The organism is Klebsiella sp. JN_Kp127 (assembly GCF_040062505.1).
GTDB lineage: Bacteria > Pseudomonadota > Gammaproteobacteria > Enterobacterales > Enterobacteriaceae > Klebsiella > Klebsiella quasipneumoniae.
Window position 1 is genome coordinate 82,664 of the sequence record NZ_JBEAHS010000035.1, and the last position, 19,874, is coordinate 102,537.

The window sequence follows — 19,874 nt, forward strand, 5'->3', positions numbered from 1 at the left end:
GAAGGTATATTATGAGCTATCGTATGTTTGATTATCTGGTGCCAAATGTTAACTTTTTTGGCCCCAACGCTATTTCCGTGGTCGGTGAACGCTGCAAACTGCTGGGGGGTAAAAAAGCCCTGCTGGTTACCGACAAAGGCCTGCGGGCGATAAAAGATGGCGCGGTGGATAAAACTCTGCATTATCTGCGGGAGGCCGGCATCGAGGTGGCGATCTTTGACGGCGTCGAGCCGAACCCGAAAGACACCAACGTGCGCGACGGTCTCGCCGTGTTTCGCCGCGAGCAGTGCGACCTTATCGTCACCGTGGGCGGCGGCAGCCCGCACGACTGCGGCAAAGGCATCGGCATCGCCGCCACCCATGAGGGCGATCTTTATCAGTATGCCGGGATTGAGACCCTGACCAACCCGCTGCCGCCCATCGTCGCGGTCAACACCACCGCCGGCACCGCCAGCGAGGTCACCCGCCACTGCGTCCTGACCAACACCCAAACCAAAGTGAAGTTTGTGATCGTCAGCTGGCGCAACCTGCCGTCGGTCTCCATCAACGATCCGCTGCTGATGATCGGCAAACCGGCCGCCCTGACCGCGGCGACCGGGATGGATGCCCTGACCCACGCCGTAGAGGCCTATATCTCTAAAGACGCCAACCCGGTGACTGACGCCGCCGCCATGCAGGCGATCCGCCTCATCGCCCGCAACCTGCGCCAGGCCGTCGCCCTCGGCAGCAATCTTCAGGCGCGGGAAAACATGGCCTACGCCTCTCTGCTGGCCGGGATGGCCTTCAATAACGCCAACCTCGGTTATGTGCACGCCATGGCGCATCAGCTGGGCGGGCTGTACGACATGCCGCACGGCGTGGCCAACGCCGTCCTGCTGCCGCACGTGGCTCGCTATAACCTGATCGCCAACCCGGAAAAATTCGCCGATATCGCCGAACTGATGGGCGAAAATATCGCCGGACTGTCGACCCTCGACGCGGCGGAAAAAGCTATCGCCGCCATCGCGCGTCTGTCGATGGATATCGGGATTCCGCAGCATCTGCGCGATCTGGGGGTGAAAGAGGCCGACTTCCCGTACATGGCGGAGATGGCCCTGAAAGACGGCAACGCGTTCTCGAACCCGCGTAAGGGCAACGAGCAGGAGATTGCCGCGATTTTCCGCCAGGCATTCTGAGTGTTAACGAGGGGACCGTCATGTCGCTTTCACCGCCGGGCGTACGCCTGTTTTACGATCCGCGCGGGCACCATGCCTGCGCCATCAATGAGCTGTGCTGGGGGCTGGAGGAGCAGGGGGTCCCCTGCCAGACCGTATCCTGCGACGAAGGCGGTGACGCCGATACGCTGAGCGCCCTGGCGGCCAGAAGCTCGACGCTGCGGGTGGGCATTGGGCTCAGCGCAGCCGGCGAGATCGCGCTAACCCATGCCCAGCTGCCGGCGGACGCGCCGCTGGCGACCGGGCACGTCACCGATAGCCGCGATCATCTGCGTACGCTCGGCGCCAACGCCGGGCAGCTGGTGAAAGTCCTGCCGTTAAGTGAGAGAAGCTGAATGTACCGTATCTATACCCGCACCGGAGATAAAGGCACCACCGCCCTGTACGGCGGCAGCCGCATCGAGAAAGATCATATTCGCGTCGAGGCCTACGGCACCGTCGATGAACTGATATCCCAGCTGGGCGTCTGCTACGCCACCACCCGCGACGCCGGGCTGCGGGCAAGTCTGCATCAGATTCAGGAGACGCTGTTCGCGCTGGGGGCCGAACTGGCCAGCGATGCGCGGGGCCTGGTCCGCCTGAGCCAGACGATCGGCGAGGAGGAGATCACCGCCCTGGAGCGACTTATCGACCGCAATATGGCCGAAAGCGGCCCCCTGAAACAGTTTGTGATCCCGGGGAAGAATCTCGCCTCCGCCCAGCTGCACGTGGCGCGCACCCTGGCCCGTCGGCTGGAACGTCTGCTGACGGCCATGGACCGCTCGCACCCTCTGCGCGACGCGCTCAAACGCTACAGCAATCGTCTGTCGGACGCCCTGTTCTCCATGGCGCGTATCGAGGAGACTAGGCCTGATGCTTGCGCTTGAACTGGCTGGCGTCGATATCGTACTGCTTCATTTTGCGCCACAGGGTGGTGCGGCCGATATTCAGCAGTTGCGACATCTCCTGCACCCGCCCGCTGGTCACCCGGGCGGCGTGGATAATGGCCTCTTTTTCGATGGCGCTAAAGGTCAGGCTGGCCGGCAGCAGCGATGAGCCGCTATCGGCCCCCGGTCGATCGGAAAAGAGATATTCCGGCAGGTTGCTCAGGCGAATGTGGCCGTTATCGCTGCTGATGGCGATGTTCTCTATCACGCTGTTAAGCTCAAAATCATTTCCCGGCCACGAGTAGGCCACCAGCTGGGCCAGCGCGTCATCGTCCACTTTCAGTCGGGAAGAGAAACGCTTCTCCAGGCTTTTCAGGCGGTTATGCACCAGCGACGGGATACTGTTGCGCCGGGCGCGCAGCGGCGGAATGACGATCTCGAAAGAGTGCAGCGCATAGTACAGCTGGCGGCTAAAGCGGTTCTGTTCCACCAGGTTGGCCAGATCGACGGTGGTGGTGGCGATCACCTTCACATCCACCGGGATCAGGCGGCGGGCGTCGAGGCGGGTAAGCACTCCCTGCTTAATCACCTGCAGCAGGGCGGACTGCAGCTCCGGCGCCAGATACTCAATTTTTTCCAGAAACAGGGTGCCGCCGTTGGCCAGCTCAAGGCGGCTCAGGCGGCCATTTTCATCATCGGTGGGGGCGCTCCCCATAAAGTCCTGGCCCAGCACGCTGTCGGCATACAGCTGGCAGTTGACGGCGATGTAGGGGCCGCCCGCCCGCTCGCTTTCATTGTGGATGGCCTGGCTCAGCAGCTCTTTCCCCACCCCCTCTTCACCGCACAGCAGTACCGGAAAGCCGCCGCGCGCCGCCTGGCGGCCAAAGTGGATTAGCCGCCGGGTTTCCGGATCGTCGGCTGACATCTGCTCAAACGTGTGGCTGACTTTGCCCAGCTGGCTGGTCATCAGCTGCCGCATCTGCTCCACCGGGTGCAGCAGCAGAATAAAGCTGTTGCCTTGCGACTCGACAATCGGTTTTAAGGTGATCACCGCGTCGATAAACTGGTGCTGGCTTTCAAAGGTGACTTCAACGTGATTCAGGCCGCGGGCGTGTTTGATGGCGCGGCGCAGCAGCGCCGGCAGGGTCACCAGATCAGCGATATTTTTTCCCTGGCTGGCCTGGGCATCAAGATGCAGCAGTCTCGCCGCCTGAACATTGAGAAATTGCAGTACCCCCTGTTCGTTCCACGCCATCACCCCGTCGTCCATGCTCTCCAGCAGGCCGTACATTTGATTGAGGTGGCGGTTGGATTCCGCCAGCAGGCTGTCGGTGAGCAGGGAATTGCCCACCTCGCGGGCGATGGCCAGCGTCAGGGAGAGGTCGGCGCTGGACTGGTGCTCCACCAGACAGCAAAGCGAGATAGAGCCGAACAGCCGCCCGTGGTTATCGAACACCGGCGTCGAACAAAAGCTCCATGGCTGCAGGGCCTGCTTAAAATGCCGATCGCCGGCGGTGTTGATCGGCTGCCCCTGCATCGCGGCCAGCGACAGCGCGCAGGTGCCGATAATGCTCTCCGCGCAATAGCTGCCGTCGCGAAACCCCAGGTCAGCCAGCTGCGCCAGCGTTTGCGGTTCGCCGCAGCGGCTCAGAATACAGGCGGTCTCATCAAGGATAAACAGCGCGCAGGGGCGACCGTCCATAAACTCCCAGGCGTCCTCCAGCGCCGCCTGACCGATGGTCAGCAGCGCGGTTTTACGCCGACAGATCGAGTCAAAGGTCAGGCCCTGGGCCTGGTGCGGTTTTTGCCAGGTTTCGCGCTGCATAAACTTGCTGCAGCGATGCCATGACTGGGCGATGACGGAAGAGACCGCCTTCCCGGTATCCTGAGTCTGAACAGTCATACTGTTTTCCGCGTTTTACCATAGAGAACCCCTCCGGCAGCCGCTGCCAGAGGGGAGAAAGAAAGACCGCCGACCGGCGCCAGCGGTTTAGCCACCGCGAATTAACGCGCCAGCCACTGCTGGCCTAACAGATCGGCGGTGAGGATAGCGGCGTGCACGCTCTCCGGGGTCACCGCAAACGGCATATTGTGGATGGTTTCCCCTTCCGCGCAGGTGGCTTTCGCCACCGCGGCGATTTTCGCGTCGATCCCCTCTTTGACGCCCATCTGCGCGAGGGTCACCGGCAGGCCGACGCGCTGGCAGAAGCCCAGCACGGTTTCAATCTCGTCCATCGGGCTGTTCTGCAGCACCAGCTGCGCCAGGGTGCCGAAGGCCACTTTCTCGCCGTGATACAGGTGATGGCACTCTTCCAGAATGGTGAAACCGTTGTGGATCGCGTGGGCGGCGGCCAGGCCGCTGCTTTCAAAGCCAATGCCGCTGAGGTAGGTGTTCGCTTCGATGATGCGCTCCAGCGCTTCGGTCACCACCCCGGCCTGCGCCGCCAGACGGGCCTTTTCGCCCTCCGCCAGCAGCGTATCATAGCACAGGCGGGCCAGGCTCAGCGCCGCCTCGGTGGACTGCCCCCCGGCCATGCTGGTGGCGCGCGCATCGTAGCAGGCTTTGGCCTCAAACCAGGTGGAGAGCGCATCGCCCATGCCGGAGACCAGCAGGCGTACCGGCGCTTTGGCGATAATCGCCGTGTCCATCACCACCATATCCGGGTTTTTCGGATAGATCAGATACTCTTCAAACTCGCCCGCTTCGGTGTAGATCACCGACAGCGCGCTGGTCGGCGCATCGGTCGAAGCGATAGTCGGGATCACCACCACCGGCAGCTTCTGGTAGTAACCGATCGCCTTCGCGGTATCGAGGGTTTTACCGCCGCCGATGCCAACCACGCCGCGGCAGCCCTGTTTTTGCAAAATCGCCATCAGGCGGTTAATTTCCGCATGGCTGCATTCGCCGTTAAACCGTTCCGCATGGCAGCGAATATCGTGACTCTGCAGGCCATTCACCACTTTCTCCCCCGCCAGCTTCATCACGAAGTCGTCAGCGATGACGAAGAAGCTCTCCGCCAGGTTTTTGGCATATTGACCGAACAGGACAGCAGCATCAGGACCCTGAAGATATTTGGCTGGAGATTGAATAACTTTTAGCATTCCTTTCACCCTCAAATAAGTGCGCATGTAGACATGATGAGCCCTGGCGTTATCCGCGCCGGCCGGTAAAGCGCGGCCTCAACGGAATGTACCGGAGCAGTGCGATCACTGTAGGGCCGGCACGGAACAAAAAAATCTTTCGCCTTTTTGTTCTGATATGAAACACAGGTTAAATTTTTACGTTCCATATTGGAACAAAAAACCCTAGTCTTCGTCAGGATTGCGATCCCGATCCGCTCCTCTGCCGCATAATTCCCTTACCATCCCCCTTTAGCGGCAGGCTTTTTCCCCACAGCCGGGGGAAATTTAGCAAAAAATTTTTTTCCGCCCGCTGCGCCAGCCGCGATGACCGGCGCTTAAGGCAGAGGAAAAAAAGCGCGCCAGCTCGCATTTTCACCGTTTCCTCAGCAAAAACGTTCCATAAAGAAACAAAATCAGCAGGTGATGTTTCGTAATGAAACCCGATCCCCGGGGCATTCTTTTTTTCGTCCGCTCAGCCAGAATCATCATATCGCCAGGCACGCTGCACCGTCAGACGATACCCCTACGCGATGACCGCCTCCGCCAGCAGAGAGGCCGCATCGAACCTTCTCCAACGGAGCACTGAATAATGAAAAAGCTGATTAACCGTGTTGAAGATGTACTGAATGAACAATTACAGGGGCTGGCTAAAGCCCACCCGCAGCTGACCCTGCACCAGGACCCGCTGTACGTCACCCGCGCCGACGCGCCGGTGGCCGGCAAGGTCGCCCTCCTCTCCGGCGGCGGCAGCGGCCATGAGCCGATGCACTGCGGCTATATCGGCCAGGGGATGCTCTCTGGCGCCTGCCCGGGGGAAATCTTCACCTCGCCGACGCCGGATAAAATGTTCGAATGCGCGATGCAGATTGACGGCGGCGAAGGCGTCCTGCTGATTATCAAAAACTACACCGGCGACATCCTGAACTTCGAAACCGCCACCGAGCTGCTGCATGAGAGCGGCATAAAAGTCACCACCGTGGTGGTCGACGACGACGTGGCGGTGAAAGACAGTCTCTATACCGCAGGCCGCCGCGGCGTCGCCAATACCGTACTGATCGAAAAACTGGTCGGCGCCGCCGCCGAGCGCGGCGATTCGCTGGAGGCCTGCGCTGAACTGGGGCGCCGCCTGAATAATCTCGGCCACTCCATTGGCATCGCCCTCGGCGCCTGCACCGTACCGGCCGCCGGACAACCCTCCTTTACCCTGCAGGACGATGAAATGGAGTTCGGTGTCGGCATTCACGGCGAGCCGGGCATCGACCGCCGTCGCTTCAGCTCGCTGGACCAAACCGTCGATGAGATGTTCGATACCCTGCTGGAGAATGGCGCCTACAGCCGCACGCTGCGCCAGTGGGATACCGTTAAGGGCGCGTGGCAGGAAGTGAAGCAGAGCAAAACCGCGCTACAAAACGGCGACCGGGTCATCGCCATGGTCAATAACCTCGGCGCCACGCCGCTGTCCGAACTGTACGGCGTCTATCACCGGCTCGCCCAGCGCTGTGAAGCGTCCGGCATCATCATCGAACGCAACCTCGTCGGCAGCTACTGCACCTCGCTGGATATGGCGGGCTTCTCCATCACCCTGTTGAAAGCGGATGATGAGACGCTGGCGCTATGGGACGCCCCGGTTCATACCCCGGCGCTGAACTGGGGAAACTAAGGAGCACGACATGTCACTGAACAGAACGCAAATCGTCGACTGGCTGTACCGCTGCGGCGATATCTTCACCAAAGAGAGCGATTTTCTCACCGGCCTCGATAAAGAGATCGGCGATGCCGACCACGGCCTGAATATGCACCGCGGGTTCAGCAAGGTGGTGGAAAAGCTGCCGTCGATTGCCGATAAAGATATTGGCTTTATCCTCAAAAACACCGGCATGACGCTGCTCTCCAACGTCGGCGGCGCCAGCGGCCCGCTGTTCGGCACCTTCTTCATTCGCGCCGCGCAGGTCACTCAGGCCCACCAGAGCCTGACCCTCGACGAACTGTACCTGATGATCCGCGAAGGCGCGGACGGCGTCGTCAACCGCGGTAAAGCGGAGCCAGGGGATAAAACCATGTGCGACGTCTGGCTGCCGGTGGTGGACTCCCTGCGCCAGTCCAGCGAGCAGCATCTGTCGATCGCCGCCGCGCTGGATGCCGCCTGCAAAGCAGCGGAGGCCGGCGCCCACAGCACCATCACCATGCAGGCGCGCAAAGGCCGCGCCAGCTACCTTGGCGAACGCAGCATCGGCCATCAGGATCCGGGCGCCACGTCAGTGATGTTTATGATGCAGATGCTGGCCGCCGCGGCCAAAGAGTAAGGAAATCGCGATGGTAAACCTGGTTATTGTTTCTCATAGCGCCCGGCTGGGCGAAGGTGTCGGAGAACTGGCCCGGCAGATGTTAATCAACGACGGCTGCAAGCTGGCGATCGCCGCCGGGATCGACGATCCAGACAGCCCGATCGGCACCGATCCGATCAAGGTCATGGAAGCGATCGAATCCGTCGCCGATACCGACCACGTGCTGGTGATGATGGATATCGGCAGCGCGTTGCTCAGCGCCGAGACCGCCCTCGACCTGCTCGATCCGGCGATTGCCGCGAAGGTGCGGCTGTGCGCCGCGCCGCTGGTGGAGGGGACGCTGGCGGCCACCGTCAGCGCCGCCTCCGGCGCCGGGATCGACAAAGTGATCGCCGACGCCATGAACGCCCTGGAGGCCAAACGGATCCAGCTGGGTTTACCTTCGCCAACCCCTGACGCCGCCCCGGCGCCGACGCTTGCCGACGATGGCGACAGCAAGTCGCTTGCGGTCGTCATACAGAACCACAACGGCCTGCACGTGCGTCCGGCGTCGAAGCTGGTCGCCGCGCTGGCGGGCTTTAACGCCGATCTGCTGCTGGAGAAAAACGGGAAGTGCGTCAAACCGGACAGCCTCAACCAAATCGCCCTGCTGCAGGTGCGGCGCAACGATAAGCTGCGCCTGCTGGCCCGCGGGCCAGAGGCCGATGCGGCGCTGGCGGCGTTTCAGGCGCTGGCCGCCGATAACTTCGGCGAATCGCCTGCGGCGCAACCGGCAGCGGCCCCGGCCGCCCCCGAGCGCGTCGAAGGCATCGCGCTGCGCTATCCGCTGGCCCTGATCCAGCCGGTCCGCCCGGCCGCCGCCGATGTCGCCCGCGAGCAGCAGCGGCTGCGCCGGGCTATCGACCAGACGCTGGCGGATCTCACAGCCCTGACCGAGCTGGCGGAGAATAAATTTAACGCCGATATCGCGGCGATTTTCGCCGGGCACCACACCCTGCTCGACGATGAGGATCTGTTTGATGCCGCCAACGATCGTCTGCTCACCGAGCCGTGCTCGGTGGAATGGGCGTGGCATCAGGTGCTGATGGAGCTCAGCCAGCAGTATCGCCAGCTGGATGACCCCTATCTCCAGGCGCGCTATATCGATATCGAAGATATTCTGCAGCGCACCCTGCGCCATCTGCAGGACGTGCAGGAAACGCTGCCGACGCCCGGCGAGCCGACCATTATTATCGCTGACAACATGTTCCCGTCGGCCGTCCTGCAACTGGATGCCAGCCGCGTGAAAGGCCTGTGCCTGCGCGACGGCAGCGAACAGGCCCACGGCGCGATTATCGCCCGCGCGGCGGGGATCGCCTGGCTATGTCAGCAGGGCGAGGCGCTGAACAGCGTGCAGCCCGGCGAGCCCATCGCGCTCGATATGCGCCGCCAGCGCCTTATCCGTCACTAAATCCACTTTGTCCGTTACCGCTCCGGAGGCCTGCCTCCGGAGGGTGAGTTTTCGCTTACTCTTCAGGAACCACTATGTCTCAATTCTTTTTTAACCAGCGCGCCAGCCTCGTCAACGATGTGATTGAGGGAACCATCATCGCCAGTCCGTGGAACAACCTCGCCCGGCTGGAGAGCGACCCGGCGATCCGGGTGGTGGTCCGTCGCGACCTGAATAAAAACAACGTGGCGGTGATCGCCGGCGGCGGCGCCGGCCACGAACCGGCGCACGTCGGCTTTATTGGTAAAGGCATGCTGACCGCCGCGGTTTGTGGCGATCTGTTCGCCTCGCCGAGCGTCGACGCGGTGCTTACCGCCATTCAGGCGGTGACCGGCGAGGCGGGCTGCCTGCTGATCGTAAAAAACTATACCGGCGACCGGCTGAACTTCGGCCTCGCGGCGGAGAAAGCGCGCCGTCTCGGCTACAACGTGGAAATGCTGATCGTCGGCGACGACATTTCGCTGCCGGAAAACAAACAGCCGCGCGGCATCGCCGGTACGCTGTTCGTCCATAAGGTGGCGGGCTATTTTGCCGAGCGCGGCTACAATCTCGCCACCGTACTGCGCGAAGCGCAGTACGCCGCCAACCACACCGCCAGCATCGGGGTGGCGCTGGCCAGCTGCCATCTGCCGCAGGAGGCGGACAGCGCGCCGCGCCATCAGGCCGGCCACGCCGAGCTGGGAATGGGCATCCACGGCGAACCTGGCGCCTCCACCATCGCCACGCAAAACAGTGCGGAAATCGTCAACCTGATGGTGGAAAAACTGACCGCCGCCCTGCCGGAAACCGGCCGTCTGGCGGTGATGCTCAATAATCTCGGCGGCGTGTCGGTGGCCGAAATGGCGATCCTGACCCGCGAACTGGCCAACACGCCGCTTCAGGCGCGCGTTGACTGGTTGATTGGCCCGGCCTCGCTGGTGACGGCCCTGGATATGAAGGGTTTCTCGCTGAGCGCCATCGTGTTGGAAGAGAGTATTGAGAAAGCGCTGCTGGCGGATGTGGAAACCGCCGGCTGGCCGCGGCCGGTGCAGCCGCGGACGGTTAACATCATGCCGTCCACTCTCGCCAGCCCGCGCGTCGACTTTACGCCTTCGGCCAACCCGCAGGTGGGTGATTACGTGGCCCAGGTGACCGGCACCCTCGTCGGGCTTGAAGACCATCTCAACGCGCTGGATGCCAAAGTGGGCGATGGCGATACCGGCTCCACCTTCGCCGCCGGGGCGCGTGAGATTGCCGACCTGCTGCAGCGCCAGCAGCTGCCGCTGAACGATCTGCCCACGCTGTTCGCGCTCACGGGCGAACGCCTGACGGTGGTGATGGGCGGCTCCAGCGGGGTATTGATGTCGATCTTCTTCACCGCTGCCGGGCAGAAGCTGGGGCAAGGCGCCAGCGTGGCCGAGGCGCTGAACGCCGGTCTGGAGCAGATGAAATTTTACGGCGGCGCCGAGGAAGGCGACCGGACAATGATCGACGCGCTGCAGCCAGCGCTGGCGGCGCTGCTCGACGAACCGGAGAACCTGCAGGCCGCTTTTGCCGCGGCGCAGGCCGGCGCGGATCGCACTTGCCAGTCGGGCAAAGCCGGCGCCGGACGAGCGTCCTATCTCAATAGCGACAGCCTGCTCGGCAACATGGACCCCGGCGCCCACGCGGTGGCGATGGTGTTTAAAGCGCTGGCGGAACGATAAACTTCCCCCGGTGGCGCGGCGCTTACCGGGGCTACAAATCGGCGCCAACCCTAGCCCGGATAAGGCGCTACGCGCCGCTATCCGGGTTTGACCACGATGGCTTTTTACTTGCTGTGCCAGTACGCCTGCGAGCGCACCAGCTGCTGATCGATGCTCTCATCCTCAAAGCGCGCCAGCAGCGATTTCACCACCGCGCCTTCGCCGGTCAGCCAGATGAAATAATCCTCCGCCGGCACCTTCACCTGCGCCAGACGCTCGGCGACGAACGCCGGATGGTGGCCCACCACCCACTCGATGTTAAAGCCGTCGAGATCCGCCAGATAATCTTTATATGACGCATCGGCGATAGTGACGATGGCCGTCACCTGCGGCGTCACCGCCAGCTGACGCAAACCCAGCAGACGACGACGCAGCGCCGGCATACCGGACTCATCGCAGACATACAGTTGCCAGGCGTAATCCTCCGGCACCACCAGCGAGCCGCGCGGACCGCCGATCACCAGCTTATCGCCCGCTTTTGCCTCCAGCGCCCAGCGGCTGGCGATTCCGCCGTCGTGGATAAAGAAGTCGTACGCCAGCTCATGGCGTTCGGCATCGTACAGCGGCGTATAGTCGCGGGTAGCAGGCCGCACGCCCTCGCCCCAGTCAATCCCCTCCTCGGTCACCTGCGGCGGGGCAAACGCCGCGCCCGGCTCCGGGAAGAAAAGCTTGGTGTGGTCGTCAAAGCCGCGGGAAACGAAACCTTCCAGCGCCTCGCCTCCCAGCACGATGCGCTGGAAAGCCGCGCCTGCGCGCTCCACGCGCAGCACCGTCAGCTCACGGAAACGCAGCTCATTGCGGACACGCTGCGGGTACTTGTCTGCTTTGGTTTTTGTCATCATCGATCGCCTTCGTGAACAGTAAATAGATATATCTAAACTCGATGCAAATGATAATGATTGCCATCTAAAAAGAATGCAAGTCTTTTTTTGATATAGTCAAAACAAACCGCATTAAAATACCACCATCAAAAATAAACAGATAAATATCAACAAATTAAAAAATAAATCACAACCAGCATTGCGAGAATTCATTTTTTAGATATAAATTAGATATATCAAAACATAGCAGGAGGTAACCATGCGACATCATCATGAAGACGGGCGTGGGCCGCGCGGGCGCCACGGTGACCCCAGCGAACACGGCGACCATGGCCGTCGCGGCGGCGGACGTCGCCAGCGTTTCTTTGGCCACGGCGAACTGCGGCTGATTATTCTGGACATCCTCAGCCGCAGCGCCAGCCACGGCTATGAGCTGATCAAAGAGATCGAAACCCTCACCCAGGGGAACTACAGTCCCAGCCCGGGGGTGATCTACCCGACGCTGGATCTGCTCCAGGACCAGGGTCTCATCAGCGTGGAAGACGACAACGGACGCAAAAAAATCGTCATCAGCGAAGAGGGGAAACAGCTGCACGCGGAGAACCAGGAGCATCTGTCCCATATCCAGGAGCGTCTGCAGGCGCGGATGGTCGGCTGCGAGCTGCGCCGCGATCCGCAGATGAAGCGCGCGCTGGAGAATTTCAAAGCGGTCCTCGACCTGAAAGTGAACCAGCAGGCCAGCAGCGCCGCCCAGCTCAAGCAGATCATCGGCATTATCGACCGGGCGGCGATGGAGATCTCCCAGCTCGACTAAGCCTCCTTTCTCACCATCGGCTGCCCCGCGCTGGGGCAGCCCGCACCACGACGGATCGTGCCGCTCAACGCCGCAAGGCAGAAAATCTCGTCAGCTCAGGAATAAAACGTGCCAATAATGGCGCCATGAGATTAAATTTTACACATTTCGTCTTTTACTTTGCATTTATCCCGATTTTCACCGCTTCTGCCGAACTGGCGTAATCCCTGCAATACTTAATCCAGTATCGTGTGATACGTCCGCCCCAGGAGCACATTTTGAACAGGTTACCTTCCAGCGCATCGGCTCTGGCCTGCAGCGCACACGCACTGAATCTCATTGAAAAGCGCACGCTTGACCATGAGGAAATGAAAGCACTTAACCAGGAGGTCAGAGAATACTTTAAAGAGCATGTGAATCCGGGGTTTTTAGAGTATCGAAAATCGGTCACAGCCGGCGGGGATTACGGAGCCGTAGAGTGGCAAGCGGGAGGGTTAAATACGCTTGTCGACACCCAGGGACAGGAGTTTATCGACTGCCTTGGCGGGTTTGGCATCTTCAATGTAGGGCACCGTAATCCAGTTGTGGTATCCGCCGTCGAGAATCAACTCGCGAAACAACCGCTTCACAGTCAGGAACTGCTGGATCCGCTACGCGCGATGCTGGCGAAAACCCTGGCGGCCTTAACGCCCGGCAAACTGAAGTACAGCTTCTTCTGCAACAGCGGTACCGAATCGGTAGAGGCGGCCATCAAGCTGGCGAAAGCCTATCAGTCGCCGCGCGGTAAATTCACCTTCATCGCCACCAGCGGCGCCTTCCACGGCAAATCGCTGGGCGCGCTGTCGGCCACCGCCAAGTCGACTTTCCGCAAACCGTTTATGCCGCTGCTGCCGGGCTTCCGCCATGTGCCGTTCGGCGATATCAACGCCATGCGCACCATGCTGAGCGAGTGCAAGAAAACCGGCGACGACGTCGCGGCGGTGATCCTTGAGCCGATTCAGGGCGAAGGGGGCGTGATCCTGCCGCCGACGGGGTATTTGCCGGCGGTGCGTAAGCTGTGCGACGAGTTTGGCGCCCTGCTGATCCTCGACGAAGTGCAGACCGGCATGGGCCGCACTGGCAAGATGTTCGCCTGCGAGCATGAGAACGTTCAGCCCGACATTCTGTGTCTGGCGAAAGCGCTCGGCGGCGGCGTGATGCCGATCGGCGCGACGGTGGCGACGGAAGAGGTCTTCTCGGTGCTGTTCGACAACCCGTTCCTGCACACCACGACCTTCGGCGGCAACCCGCTGGCCTGTGCGGCGGCGCTGGCGACCATCAACGTGCTGTTGACGCAAAACCTGCCGGCGCAGGCGGCGCAGAAAGGCGATATGCTGCTGGACGGTTTCCGCCTGCTGGCGCAGGAGTATCCGGACCTGGTGAATGAAGTACGCGGGAAAGGCATGCTGATGGCCATCGAGTTTGTCGATAACGAGATTGGCTACGACTTTGCCAGCGAGATGTTCAGACAGCGGGTGCTGGTCGCCGGGACGTTAAATAACGCCAAGACGATCCGCGTTGAACCGCCGCTGACCCTCACCCTTGAGCAGTGCGAGCAGGTGCTGAAGGCGGCGCGTAAGGCGCTGGCGGCCCTGCGCGTCTCGGTTGAAGAGGCGTAATAAACTGCCCCTCCCCCCGGTCCTCTCCCAATGGAAGAGGACCGGGATTATCTTCTGCTCTGGATTTCCCTCACAACTGCGGTAGCAGGCCGATAAAGCTGCGCTTCTGCCGCGGCTGCGACATCATCTCTTCCAGCTTTTCGACGCAGGCTAAATAGTGCGGGGTCTTCTTATGCGCCAGCACCGCCTCATCGTCTTTATAGGCTTCGTAGATAAAAAAGCGGGTCTTTACCTCCGGATCCTGCAGAACATCAAAGCGCAGGTTGCCCGGCTCCCGCAACGCGCCTTCGTGGTTGGCGCGGAACACCTCGAGAAACTCATCCACCCGCTCGGGTTTGATATTGATCTCCACCAGCGTCACATTCATTTCCGCTCTCCCTGTTTCTCTTCCTGCCAGAACTGGTACGCTTCGCGCGCGTTCAGATTCTCATGCACCACCTTTTTCACCGCCTTCAGCATTGCGCGCGGGGCGCTGGACTGGAAGATATTGCGCCCCATATCCACCCCGGACGCCCCCTGGTCGATCGCCCGCCAGCACATCTCCAGCGCCTCATGCTCCGGCAGCTTTTTCCCCCCGGCGATGACGATCGGCACCGGGCAGCTGGCGGTCACTTTTTCAAAGCCTTCCTCAACGAAATAGGTCTTCACAAACTGCGCCCCCATTTCGGCGGCAATCCGGCTGGCCAGCGAGAAGTAGCGCGCATCGCGGGTCATCTCTTTGCCGACGCCGGTCACCGCCAGTACCGGCATACCGTAGCGGTTGCCGGCGTCCACCAGTTTGATGATGTTATTGATCGACTGATGTTCGTATTGGCTGCCGATATAGACCTGCGCCGCCACTGCGCAGACGTTCAGGCGCAGCGCATCTTCCATCGCCACCGCCACGCATTCGTTGGAAAGTTCGCTGAGGATCGAGTTGCCGCCGGAGGCGCGCAGCACCACCGGTTTGTTGGTCGCGGCCGGCACCTGACTGCGCAGTACGCCGCGGGTGCACATCAGCACGTCGGTTTCCTCGAACAGCGGCGCTATCGACAGATCGATGCGCTCCAGCCCGGTGGTGGGTCCCTGGAAGTAACCGTGATCGAAGGCCAGCATGACCGTGCGGTTGCTGTGCGGATTAAAAATGCGCGCCAGCCGCGACTGCATGCCCCAGTCCAGCGAGCCGCAGCCTTTCAGGGTATACAGCGTGTTCTGCTGCGGGCGGTCGAGGCCGAAGTCCTTGCCCTCTTTGATATCGTCTAAATCAGCCATCTCATCCTCCGTCAGAAGTCGTAGTTATTGATGTTCTCTTTGCTGAACACCACGCGCTCCGGCAGCAGCACGATACCGTTGCCCTTCGCCTCATACTGGTAGCCCTGCACGCTGTTCGGTTCGACCTTCAGCGAGCCGATATCTTTCACCTCAACGCTGTCGCCGACGTTAAGATCGCCCTTTTTCAGCAGACGATCGGCGACGTTAACCGCAATTTTGCCCTGCTGAACCACATCCCACAGGCCAAAGGCTTTCACCGTGCCGCGCTCCACGTACGGGCGCATCACGTTGGGGGTACTAAAGCCGACGATCGCCACGCCCTGGCGCTTGAGGTTTTCCGCCGCCTGCGCCGCCGCCGGCAGGGCATTGGCATCCGGCGCGATAATGGCGTCAAGATCCGGATACGCTTTTAAGATCCCCTCGGCGGTTTGCAACGATTTGGTGGCATCGTTATAGCCGAACTGGGTGGTGACGATTTGCCACTGCGGATGTTCTTTTTCGATTTTGGCTTTGGCTTCCTTCACCCACTGGTTCTGGTCGGTCACCGTCGGGCTGGAGTAGAAAAACGCCACTTTGGCAGCGGGCCTGGTCACCTGCTTTTCCGCCATCTCCACCAGCAGGCCGCCGAGCTGCTGCGGGGTGCCCTGATTGATATAGATGCTGCGGCACTCCGGTTTGGTATCGGAATCCCAGGTCAGGACCTTCACCCCGCGCTGCATCGCCCGCTTCAGCGCCGGACACAGGCCGTCCGGCGAGACGGCGGAGACGATAATCGCGTTGTAGCCCTGGTTGACGAAGTTGTTGATCAGCTGCACCTGGCCGGAAACGCTGGGCTCGGTGGGGCCGTCATAGGTGACATCCACGCCCAGCGCTTTCCCCGCCTCTTTCGCGCCGTTGCCGCCGCTGGTAAAGAAGCCCACGCCGACCAGCTTAGGTATAAAGGCGATGCGGTCCGCCGCCTGGGCGGTTGCCACGCTTAACGCCAGCGCCAGGACGCTCGTCTGGAGGATTCGTTTGGTTTTCATCGTATGTTTATGCTCCGATTGTTTTACGCGAGAAAAGACACCGCCAGGTCGCGCGCACCCATTCACGGTGCAGGCTCAGCGAACGCCCCATCACCACCACCACCAACAGCGCCCCTGACAGCGCGCTCGACACCTGGTTGGGGATGCCGACCATCTGTAAACCCTGTTGCAGATACCCCACCAGCAATGCCGCCAGCGCGGTACCCAGTATCGATCCCGAGCCGCCGTAAATATTGGCCCCGCCGAGCACCGCCGCGGTCAGCGCCGGCATCAGCAGGTCACGGCCTAAATCCGAACGCGCCGAGCCAAAATAGGAGACCATCACCAGCGCCGCCACTGCCGACGCCACGCCCACCAGGCCATACAGCACATACGGGATGCCGTTGACCGACAGCGCGGCATAGCGGGCGGCGCGCGGGTTTTGCCCGAGTAAAAAAAGATGGCGGCCAAAGCGCCCGCGATGGGCCAGCAGCCAGAAGAGAAAGGTGATGACCGCGAACAGCACCAGCGGCAGCGGCAGCCCGCCCAGGGTTAAATTGGCGAAGGCGGTGAAGCTGTCGGGAAAGCCGCCGATCCCTTCATAGCCGGTGGCGCCGGCCATGCCGGAAAGCAGCAGCGCGCCGCCGCCGTACAGATACAGCGTCCCGAGGGTGATCACCAGCGGGCTGATGCCGGTGTAGTGGATCAGCGCGGCGTTGATTAACCCGCACAGCAGCCCCAGCAGCAACGTCAGCGACACCGCCAGCCACAGCGGCCAGCCCGCCTGGGTCATCACCCCGAGGGCGATGGCGCACAGGCCGATGGTCGAGCCCAGCGAAATATCGATCCCGCCGCTGATGATCACCAGCGTCAGCGGCAGCGCGACGATGCCGATGCAGATAAAGTCGCTGGTGCTAAAGAGCAGCATATTGAGATCCAGCATGCGCGGATTCAGCGCGCCGAACAGCAGGATTTCCACGACTAACAACGCCAGCAGCGCGCTTTCCCAGTTAAGCTTCAGCTTCATTTACGCCACCTCTTTGCTTTTGCGTTCGGGAAAGCGGGCAACCTGTTTGCCCCCTTTGTTGCCGGGCTGGAAACGGCTGTACTTCAGCGCCCGCTGATGGCGGGTCAGCGCCTGGCGCAAGCGGCCATCAAGGACCAGCACCCCGAGCAGTACCAGGCCGGCGATAAAGTCATTCCACCAGGCGGGAAGGCGGAACAGCACCAGCACGGTGTCGATTTGGGTGAGGAAGAAGGCGCCGAGAAACGCGCCGAGCAGGGTGCCGGTACCGCCGAGCAGCGAAATCCCGCCCAGCACGCAGGCGGCGATGGCTTTCATCTCCAGGCCGCTGCCGGTCTGATTGGGCACAAAGCCAATCTGCGCGGCGAAGACGATCCCGGCGCAGGCCGCCAGCATACCGTTGAGGGTAAAGGCCAGCATCCGCGTGCGGTTGACCGCCACGCCCAGCTGGCGGGCAGCGGCGAGGTTATCGCCAACGGCATAGAAATCACGCCCAGAGGCGGTGCGCGACAGCAGCCATGCTCCCGCCAGCAGCAGCGCCAGCACCAGCCAGCCCAGCGGCGAGACGCCGATAAACAGCGGCTCCGAGAGCGATTTCAGGCTATCGGGCAAGCCTTCGATCCATTTCCCGCCGGTCCACAGCAACATCACCCCGCGATACAACCCCAGCGTGCCGAGGGTGGCGACGATCGCCGGAATGCGCAGCCCCACCACCAGCAGGCCGTTAAAAGCCCCGGCCAGCGCGCCAATCGCCAGCGCGAAGGCGATCGCCGTCGCCAGCCCGTAGCCGTTGTTCAGCGCCACCCCAACGGCGATGGCGCTCAGGCCAACGGTGGAGCCCACCGACACGTCGATATTGCGGGTCAGCATCACCAGCGTTGCCCCCAGCGCCAGCAGGCACAGGATTTGCGAGCTGGCGAAAATCATCGCCAGCGTCTGCAGGCTGAAATAGGCCGGATTGAGCGCCACCAGCACGGCAAACAGCGCCACGATGGCGAAGAAGGCGCTCAGTTCGCGATTCTTGAGTAACGTTTTCATGCCTGCCCTCCAAAGGCCAGGGTCATCATGCGATCGACGGTCACCGCCTGCCGCGCCAGTTCGCCGCTGTAGCGGCCCTGATGCATCACTAACACCCGGTCGACCAGGCCAACGAACTCATCCAGATCGCTGGAGATCATCAGCACCGCCACATTTTGCGCGGCAACGCTTTTCAGCAACTGATAGATATCGGCGCGGGCGGAGACATCCACGCCGCGCGTCGGTTCATCAACAATCAACAGCAGCGGGTTAGCCTCCAGACAGCGCGCCAGCAGCACCTTCTGCTGGTTGCCGCCGGAGAGGGTACGCACCGGCTGATCGCCATCGGCCAGCTTGATCCCCAGCGCCCGGTGATAGCGTTCGACCACCGCCGCCTCCCGTTTCCCCTGCTGCCACCACGACGGCTGATTGAACATCACCGTGTTCCAGCGCACCGGCGCATCGAGAAACAGCCCGGAGACCTGGCGGTCTTCGGGCAGATAGACCAGCCCGCTGGCCAGCCTGGCGCGGGTGCTCTCCTGACTAATCTCGCGGTTCTCCAGCCAGATCCGCCCGGCGCGCGGCGGACGCAGGCCGTATAAGGTTTCGGCAAATTCGGTGCGCCCGGATCCCACCAGCCCGGCGAGGCCGACGATCTCCCCGGCGCGGATCTCCAGACTGAGATCGATAAAACCTTCGCCGGTGAGATCCTCCACCCGCAAAACGGGAAAATCCTGCGCCTGGGTGCGGCGGTTGCCCGGCAGCGCCAGCCACAGCTTTTGCGTGTCGCTCAGCGCATGGTCGCGGCTGGCCGGCGTCATGGCGCTGATAAGCTGTTGGTCGCCGTAGCCCGCCGTTTCGCCGCTGAGCACTACCGCCCCATCGCGCATCACCGACACATGGCTGGCAAGCTGGCGGATTTCCGGCAGTTTGTGCGAGATAAAGACGATCCCCACGCCGAGCCCCTGCAATGCCCGGATCTGCTGAAACAGCCTTTCCGTTTCGCCCGGCGTTAAAGAGGCGGTGGGTTCATCAAGGATCAGGATCCGCGCCTCGCGCATCAGGCCGCGCAGGATCTCGACCATCTGTTGATCGGCTACCTCAAGCGTGCTGGCGCTGGCGTCCAGGTTGATCTGGCAGTTCAGCTGCTGCAGTTTTTCCTGCAGCCGCGCGGCGGTATCCGCCCGCTTCGGCAGACGAAAAAGAATGTTCTCGCGCACGCTGAGGTTGGGAAACAGCATCGGCTCCTGCGGCACCAGATAGATGCCCAGCTGGTGGGCCAGCGCCGGGTTAAGGCGCGCAAACGCGCGTTCGCCGATCGTCAGTTCACCGCTATCCGGGGTTTCGACGCCGGCGATGATCTTCATCAGCGTCGATTTACCCGCGCCGTTGCCCCCCATCAGCGCATGCACCTGGCCCGCGCATAGCGTAAAGTCGATGCCCTTCAGCACGGCAACGCCGGAGAACTGTTTGCGGATCTGGCGAGCTTCAAGCAGTGGCTTCATCGTCGCGCCTCGTTTGAACAAATGATTTTTAAATTTAATAATGTTCAAAAGCGTAGACGGTGAACTATATTTACAACCGTGCGAAGATCACAGTTTGGCG

At 61.6% G+C, this 19,874-nt stretch carries 19 protein-coding genes; 10 read left to right on the forward strand and 9 right to left on the reverse strand.

Translation table 11 applies throughout. From position 1 onward, the window contains the following. Positions 1 to 11: 11 nt before the first annotated feature. From dhaT to ABLV04_RS12750, 3 genes are read left to right on the forward strand one after another with little or no spacing between them, the layout of a single operon-like run. A complete protein-coding gene (dhaT, locus tag ABLV04_RS12740; RefSeq protein ID WP_032454132.1) occupies positions 12 to 1,175 on the forward strand; it encodes a 1,3-propanediol dehydrogenase in 1,164 nt (387 codons plus the stop codon). A gap of 20 nt (positions 1,176 to 1,195) precedes the next feature. After that, entirely contained in the window at positions 1,196 to 1,549 is a 354-nt protein-coding gene (locus tag ABLV04_RS12745) for a glycerol dehydratase reactivase beta/small subunit family protein (protein ID WP_023291062.1), read from the forward strand. Continuing rightward, positions 1,550 to 2,080 carry a cob(I)yrinic acid a,c-diamide adenosyltransferase gene (locus tag ABLV04_RS12750; RefSeq protein ID WP_044524805.1) on the forward strand — a complete coding sequence of 177 codons (531 nt, stop codon included), beginning with the start codon at positions 1,550 to 1,552 and terminating at the stop codon, positions 2,078 to 2,080. It begins immediately after the preceding gene. Here the strand turns inward: ABLV04_RS12750 and dhaR are convergent. Both dhaR and ABLV04_RS12760 read right to left on the reverse strand, forming a co-directional pair. Beyond that, positions 2,058 to 3,983 carry a dihydroxyacetone kinase operon transcriptional regulator DhaR gene (gene dhaR / locus ABLV04_RS12755; protein WP_044524806.1) on the reverse strand — a complete coding sequence of 642 codons (1,926 nt, stop codon included), beginning with the start codon at positions 3,981 to 3,983 and terminating at the stop codon, positions 2,058 to 2,060. The two genes, ABLV04_RS12750 and dhaR, sit on opposite strands and share 23 nt — an antisense overlap. A 101-nt stretch (positions 3,984 to 4,084) precedes the next feature. Further along, positions 4,085 to 5,182, reverse strand: coding sequence for a glycerol dehydrogenase (locus tag ABLV04_RS12760; RefSeq protein ID WP_008806556.1), 1,098 nt, complete (start codon positions 5,180 to 5,182; stop codon positions 4,085 to 4,087). A 251-nt stretch (positions 5,183 to 5,433) separates the two neighbouring features. Here ABLV04_RS12760 and ABLV04_RS12765 point away from each other — a divergent pair, with 251 nt between their 5' ends. From ABLV04_RS12765 to ABLV04_RS12785, 5 genes are all read left to right on the forward strand, one after another. Beyond that, on the forward strand, positions 5,434 to 5,637 hold the full coding sequence (locus tag ABLV04_RS12765) for a hypothetical protein (RefSeq protein ID WP_048298715.1): 204 nt from the start codon (positions 5,434 to 5,436) through the stop codon (positions 5,635 to 5,637). A 155-nt stretch (positions 5,638 to 5,792) separates the two neighbouring features. Then, a complete protein-coding gene (gene dhaK / locus ABLV04_RS12770; RefSeq protein ID WP_032454135.1) occupies positions 5,793 to 6,863 on the forward strand; it encodes a dihydroxyacetone kinase subunit DhaK in 1,071 nt (356 codons plus the stop codon). Between the two features lie 10 nt (positions 6,864 to 6,873). Further along, the gene (gene dhaL, locus ABLV04_RS12775; RefSeq protein WP_017899726.1) at positions 6,874 to 7,506 is read left to right on the forward strand and encodes a dihydroxyacetone kinase subunit DhaL; all 633 of its coding nucleotides are present in this window, start codon (positions 6,874 to 6,876) and stop codon (positions 7,504 to 7,506) included. A 10-nt stretch (positions 7,507 to 7,516) separates the two neighbouring features. After that, positions 7,517 to 8,938 (forward strand): dihydroxyacetone kinase phosphoryl donor subunit DhaM, encoded by a 1,422-nt coding sequence (gene dhaM, locus ABLV04_RS12780; RefSeq protein ID WP_147734073.1) that lies wholly within the window; start codon positions 7,517 to 7,519, stop codon positions 8,936 to 8,938. Between the two features lie 74 nt (positions 8,939 to 9,012). Further along, entirely contained in the window at positions 9,013 to 10,662 is a 1,650-nt protein-coding gene (locus tag ABLV04_RS12785; protein WP_135732979.1) for a glycerone kinase, read from the forward strand. A gap of 104 nt (positions 10,663 to 10,766) precedes the next feature. On the opposite strand, the gene ABLV04_RS12790 is transcribed toward ABLV04_RS12785, so the two are convergent. Continuing rightward, positions 10,767 to 11,543, reverse strand: coding sequence for a siderophore-interacting protein (locus ABLV04_RS12790; RefSeq protein ID WP_023291069.1), 777 nt, complete (start codon positions 11,541 to 11,543; stop codon positions 10,767 to 10,769). A 238-nt stretch (positions 11,544 to 11,781) separates the two neighbouring features. Between ABLV04_RS12790 and ABLV04_RS12795 the strand changes: the two genes are divergently transcribed. Next, positions 11,782 to 12,336: a PadR family transcriptional regulator gene (locus ABLV04_RS12795; protein WP_032454146.1), complete on the forward strand. Its 555-nt coding sequence runs from the start codon at positions 11,782 to 11,784 to the stop codon at positions 12,334 to 12,336. A 257-nt stretch (positions 12,337 to 12,593) separates the two neighbouring features. Next, positions 12,594 to 13,973 carry a putrescine aminotransferase gene (gene ygjG / locus ABLV04_RS12800; protein ID WP_023291071.1) on the forward strand — a complete coding sequence of 460 codons (1,380 nt, stop codon included), beginning with the start codon at positions 12,594 to 12,596 and terminating at the stop codon, positions 13,971 to 13,973. Between the two features lie 70 nt (positions 13,974 to 14,043). On the opposite strand, the gene lsrG is transcribed toward ygjG, so the two are convergent. From lsrG to lsrA, 6 genes are read right to left on the reverse strand one after another with little or no spacing between them, the layout of a single operon-like run. Beyond that, entirely contained in the window at positions 14,044 to 14,340 is a 297-nt protein-coding gene (lsrG, locus tag ABLV04_RS12805) for a (4S)-4-hydroxy-5-phosphonooxypentane-2,3-dione isomerase (protein WP_048334444.1), read from the reverse strand. Then, complete coding sequence (gene lsrF, locus ABLV04_RS12810) at positions 14,337 to 15,224, reverse strand: 3-hydroxy-5-phosphonooxypentane-2,4-dione thiolase (RefSeq protein WP_023291072.1); 888 nt, start codon at positions 15,222 to 15,224, stop codon at positions 14,337 to 14,339. Before lsrF ends, lsrG begins: the two co-directional genes overlap by 4 nt. Positions 15,225 to 15,235: 11 nt before the next feature. Then, positions 15,236 to 16,249 carry an autoinducer 2 ABC transporter substrate-binding protein LsrB gene (gene lsrB / locus ABLV04_RS12815; RefSeq protein WP_064155346.1) on the reverse strand — a complete coding sequence of 338 codons (1,014 nt, stop codon included), beginning with the start codon at positions 16,247 to 16,249 and terminating at the stop codon, positions 15,236 to 15,238. 7 nt (positions 16,250 to 16,256) lie between these two features. Further along, positions 16,257 to 17,255, reverse strand: a complete 999-nt coding sequence (lsrD, locus tag ABLV04_RS12820) for an autoinducer 2 ABC transporter permease LsrD (protein ID WP_147734072.1) — start codon at positions 17,253 to 17,255, stop codon at positions 16,257 to 16,259. Continuing rightward, complete coding sequence (gene lsrC, locus ABLV04_RS12825; RefSeq protein WP_023291075.1) at positions 17,256 to 18,290, reverse strand: autoinducer 2 ABC transporter permease LsrC; 1,035 nt, start codon at positions 18,288 to 18,290, stop codon at positions 17,256 to 17,258. Next, on the reverse strand, positions 18,287 to 19,774 hold the full coding sequence (gene lsrA / locus ABLV04_RS12830) for an autoinducer 2 ABC transporter ATP-binding protein LsrA (protein ID WP_147734071.1): 1,488 nt from the start codon (positions 19,772 to 19,774) through the stop codon (positions 18,287 to 18,289). Before lsrA ends, lsrC begins: the two co-directional genes overlap by 4 nt. Positions 19,775 to 19,874: the final 100 nt, after the last annotated feature.

Bases quoted from the DNA above. Each gene is read 5' to 3' on its own strand.
- dhaK (WP_032454135.1), top strand. From the start codon at position 5,793: ATGAAAAAGCTGATTAACCGTGTTGAAGATGTACTGAATGAACAATTA.
- lsrD (WP_147734072.1), bottom strand. From the start codon at position 17,255: ATGAAGCTGAAGCTTAACTGGGAAAGCGCGCTGCTGGCGTTGTTAGTC.
- lsrA (WP_147734071.1), bottom strand. From the start codon at position 19,774: ATGAAGCCACTGCTTGAAGCTCGCCAGATCCGCAAACAGTTCTCCGGC.
- ABLV04_RS12745 (WP_023291062.1), top strand. From the start codon at position 1,196: ATGTCGCTTTCACCGCCGGGCGTACGCCTGTTTTACGATCCGCGCGGG.
- ABLV04_RS12795 (WP_032454146.1), top strand. From the start codon at position 11,782: ATGCGACATCATCATGAAGACGGGCGTGGGCCGCGCGGGCGCCACGGT.
- lsrF (WP_023291072.1), bottom strand. From the start codon at position 15,224: ATGGCTGATTTAGACGATATCAAAGAGGGCAAGGACTTCGGCCTCGAC.
- lsrG (WP_048334444.1), bottom strand. From the start codon at position 14,340: ATGAATGTGACGCTGGTGGAGATCAATATCAAACCCGAGCGGGTGGAT.
- lsrB (WP_064155346.1), bottom strand. From the start codon at position 16,249: ATGAAAACCAAACGAATCCTCCAGACGAGCGTCCTGGCGCTGGCGTTA.
- ABLV04_RS12785 (WP_135732979.1), top strand. From the start codon at position 9,013: ATGTCTCAATTCTTTTTTAACCAGCGCGCCAGCCTCGTCAACGATGTG.
- ABLV04_RS12750 (WP_044524805.1), top strand. From the start codon at position 1,550: ATGTACCGTATCTATACCCGCACCGGAGATAAAGGCACCACCGCCCTG.
- dhaM (WP_147734073.1), top strand. From the start codon at position 7,517: ATGGTAAACCTGGTTATTGTTTCTCATAGCGCCCGGCTGGGCGAAGGT.
- dhaL (WP_017899726.1), top strand. From the start codon at position 6,874: ATGTCACTGAACAGAACGCAAATCGTCGACTGGCTGTACCGCTGCGGC.
- ABLV04_RS12760 (WP_008806556.1), bottom strand. From the start codon at position 5,182: ATGCTAAAAGTTATTCAATCTCCAGCCAAATATCTTCAGGGTCCTGAT.
- dhaT (WP_032454132.1), top strand. From the start codon at position 12: ATGAGCTATCGTATGTTTGATTATCTGGTGCCAAATGTTAACTTTTTT.
- ABLV04_RS12790 (WP_023291069.1), bottom strand. From the start codon at position 11,543: ATGATGACAAAAACCAAAGCAGACAAGTACCCGCAGCGTGTCCGCAAT.
- lsrC (WP_023291075.1), bottom strand. From the start codon at position 18,290: ATGAAAACGTTACTCAAGAATCGCGAACTGAGCGCCTTCTTCGCCATC.
- dhaR (WP_044524806.1), bottom strand. From the start codon at position 3,983: ATGACTGTTCAGACTCAGGATACCGGGAAGGCGGTCTCTTCCGTCATC.